Source organism: Clostridioides mangenotii TR (assembly GCF_000498755.1).
Classification (GTDB): domain Bacteria; phylum Bacillota; class Clostridia; order Peptostreptococcales; family Peptostreptococcaceae; genus Metaclostridioides; species Metaclostridioides mangenotii_A.
Genome location: NZ_AXUS01000054.1, coordinates 1 through 3586, shown reverse-complemented (window position 1 = coordinate 3586; position 3586 = coordinate 1). Strand labels below are relative to the sequence as shown.

At 33.9% G+C, this 3586-nt stretch carries 2 protein-coding genes; one reads left to right on the top strand and one right to left on the bottom strand.

From position 1 onward, the window contains the following. Positions 1-398 precede the first annotated feature (398 nt). Positions 399-3416, top strand: a complete 3018-nt coding sequence (locus T473_RS0115165; RefSeq protein ID WP_024622602.1) for a phage tail tape measure protein — start codon at positions 399-401, stop codon at positions 3414-3416. Here the strand turns inward: T473_RS0115165 and T473_RS18935 are convergent. Further along, a partial coding sequence (locus T473_RS18935; RefSeq protein WP_207636514.1) for a hypothetical protein occupies positions 3373-3586 on the bottom strand: 214 nt, incomplete at its 5' end. The genes T473_RS0115165 and T473_RS18935 overlap by 44 nt on opposite strands.

Here is a 3586-nt window from a genome sequence, read left to right as displayed (position 1 = left end):
GTAGCTATGATAACTGCAGCAAATGAATCGATTAAAATTAGTCGCCTTGTATCGTGAGATACATTGAATAACTCATCTAAACGGGGAAACTCCGAAAGGACAACCAACCGTGCTAAATTAACTATATTTCATAGTATAAAAGCCTAACGACTATCGAAAGCATAACTCGTAATTGAGTGAATAAGCAAGTAGAGTAGAGCCAAGTGGTAAGGTTGATCGTAATATGATCAGTAAAGCCTTTTAAATCGAAACGGTGAGGAACTTACAAATGTAAGTTCGTGATATAGTCTAGTATCCTAATGAAAATTAGGGAAGTTCATAAGAGAACTGGATAGGAATAACGAACCTATTTGAATTTTCGACAAGACCCTGCTCGTGTAGGGAACGGGATCAAGAGTTTGGCCGTTAACCTAGCTGGTGTAAAATCATCTGCAAAAGATGGTTCATTAAGTTTAAATAAAACAGCATTAACATTACAAAAAGTAGCTGGGATAGATGTTTTTGCTGATAAGAAAAAAACACAGATGAAAGATATGACTGTGATTTTAGATGAAGTAGCTCAAAAATGGAGTTCTTTAAATGATAAAGAGAAAAAAGGTTTATCAGAGGCCTTGGGCGGCAAACAGCAAGCAGCTGTAATACAGTCGCTTATTTCTAATTGGGGTCAATATAAGAATTTCATGAATGATTATAATACTGGGCAAGTTTTCGGTAGTGCCCAAAAAGAAAACGCACGTTTTATAGACTCTATACAAGGTCGTTTAAATACATTAAAAGAAACAATGAAGGAGCTCCTAACAAATACTATTAGCACTGATATGTTTAAAAACGCAATAACTGGAGCTACAAAATTTGCTGAAGTATTAAATAAGATTGTTTCAGGTGCCGGTAAGATGGGTTCTTCAATACCTCTTATGGTTGCAACATTAGGTACTGTGTTTACATCTATAAAAGGATTGGGTAGTGGCAAAGGGATTCCAAATATGATGGGATCTATTTTTGGATATGGTAAGAATGCTACTAATTTACTCAATACTTATTCTAAAGGTTTTGATAAAGTCATTCCTCCAATGACAAGTTTTGTTAGTCAGATAAAAGAATCTGGTAAAAGTTTCAAACAAGTTTTGCCTCCTGTTAAAAGTTTTAATAAAAACTTAGAAGCCACATCTAAATATACTACGGGACTTAGAGTCGCTGGAATGTCAACTAATTTATCGCAAATGAATAAAGATGTAGTAAAAAATTCATTAGGTGTATCTAAGTTTAAAACTGCATTAACTGGATTAGGTACTGGTTTATTATCTACCGCTGGGAATGCTCTTTTGTTTGCCGGTGCAACAGCAGCAATCTCTTTCGCCGTTCAAAAAGTCTCAAATCATATAAACAGATACGAGATTGCAATGGAAGGACATAAAAATAAAATCTCTAAGATACAGAATGAAATAAATAGCTTAGGGACAAAAAGAGATTCGATGTCTGGTATTGCTAAAGAATATGATAAATTAAATGCGAAGACAGATAAGACGGCAAAAGATTTTGAGCGTTTATCTCAATTAAAAAGAGAAATTGCAGATATAATGCCAGAGTTAGTAATGGGTGAAGATGCAAATGGAGACCCATTGTTGGCAATGTCAGGATCTGCTCAAAGTATTGTTGAAAGCATGAAAGATATGATACGCCTACAACAAGAAATGAAGATGCAAGAAGAGATTAATGCGATGGTTACTGCAACTGAGGCTCTAGAGAAAAAAACTAAGTTTAACGGAAAGAATCATTTGCAAAGTGGTAAAAAGGTAGAAGCTTATAAAATACCTTTATTAACACTTGAAGACGGAGAGCAAAACCTAAAACTTAAATTACAACATCTTGAGGTTGTAGCAAGAAATGGTAGTATGAAGCTTGGGGCATCAGTGAAAGATGATGCCAAAGCCTATAATAAGGCTTATTCCGAATATACTAAAGGTATCGCAGACAATTACAATAAGGTATCTCAAGAAACAGCCAAAGTAGAAAAAAATTTAATAGTTAAACGAAAAGGTTTAAATAATCTTTTTCTACAGAATGACGATCTTAAGAATTTAGGAGAAGGCACTCTCGGATATGTTAATAAATTAAATTCTATGTTTAATGTTCAAGGATTAGACGATGCTGGAATGCAAAATTATGTAATGGGAATGACCAATACATTTGTAAAGAATAAAGGAGCTCTAGACCCCGCATTAAATAGTTATATTAAATTAAGAGAAGAATTTAATAAAACAGGAGAAATCGGCAAATACGAGAATGGGGTTAAAAAGTTAATACCAGCATTGATGGGATCAACAAGCATGACAAAAGAGCAAGTGCGAGAGATGCTTGAACTCCCAGCAAGTGCAAAATCAGCAACTTCGGCATTAGATGCTTATCTTATGACTTTTGACAAAAGAGCAAAAAATGTAGGTAAAGATCAAGTAACTTCAGATCTAGCCGCACGTTTTAAAACTTTTGAGAATTTAAAGACTAAATTAACAGCTGATTCAAGTTTTCAAGAGATCAATGGAAAAATAAAATTTAATCCAGAAGTTGTTCTTTCAGATAAAAATGTTCCAGAGGAAATTAGAAATCTGGTAAGTGGATTAATGAAAGATGGAGATTTTAGTGATGAAGATTATGAACTCCTAATGAGACTAGTTGCTGTATATGAAATGGGAGATACACCTGAAGGCAATCAAGCTATGGATGTACTTCAAAAAGACATAGACAAAACATTAGGTAAAGATCACTCTGTTGATATTGGAAATATTGATGTTAAAGGTCAAATAAATGTTAAAGAAATAAACGATGATCAACTCAATGCAGCAATGGATAAGTTCAAAGAATTTCAAGGGGATGAGCGTCTTGAAATTAGAGCTGCTATAATTGCTGAGGGTGATGTTGGTGTTAATGAGCTTGATAAAATTAGCTCAATGATTAATAGTATTCCTACTGGTACTAAAGAGATGACTACGAAATTTGTTGTGGATAATCTTGATCTAATGAGAAGTATGGACAGTTATGAAGAACTTGAACAACATATCAAAGATAATCCAGAACTAGCCCTACAATATAAGATAAACGTAGAAGATGAAGGTATAAAAAAGTTACAAGGTATATATGACACTCTTCCTAAAGACGTTCAAACCTTAGTAAATACCAAAGTGATCGGCACTGATAAACTAGGATTAATAAAACAACTTTATGATGAATTTCCAGAGAATAAAGACTTAGTTACAAGCTTTATACTTAATAATCCAGATGCCTTGAACTCAGTAAAAGATTGGAATGCTTTAGTCGAGTTACTTCCGCCTGAATTAAGATCTAAATTAACGATTGAAACAGAAGGTACAGAAGAGGCTAAAGAGGGTAAAAAAGTTGTTGTTGATGAAGCAAAAAAATAATAACCGCTAACCAAGAGGTAAAAACAGAAACTACTGGAACTGAAGAAGCTAAAGAAGGCAAAAAAGCTGTCGATGGAGCTAAAGGTAATTCAGCTAAGCAGAACGTGGAAACAACTTCAACAGGGAAAGAAGAAGCTAAACAGAATAAAGATACAGTAGACAGTGCTAAA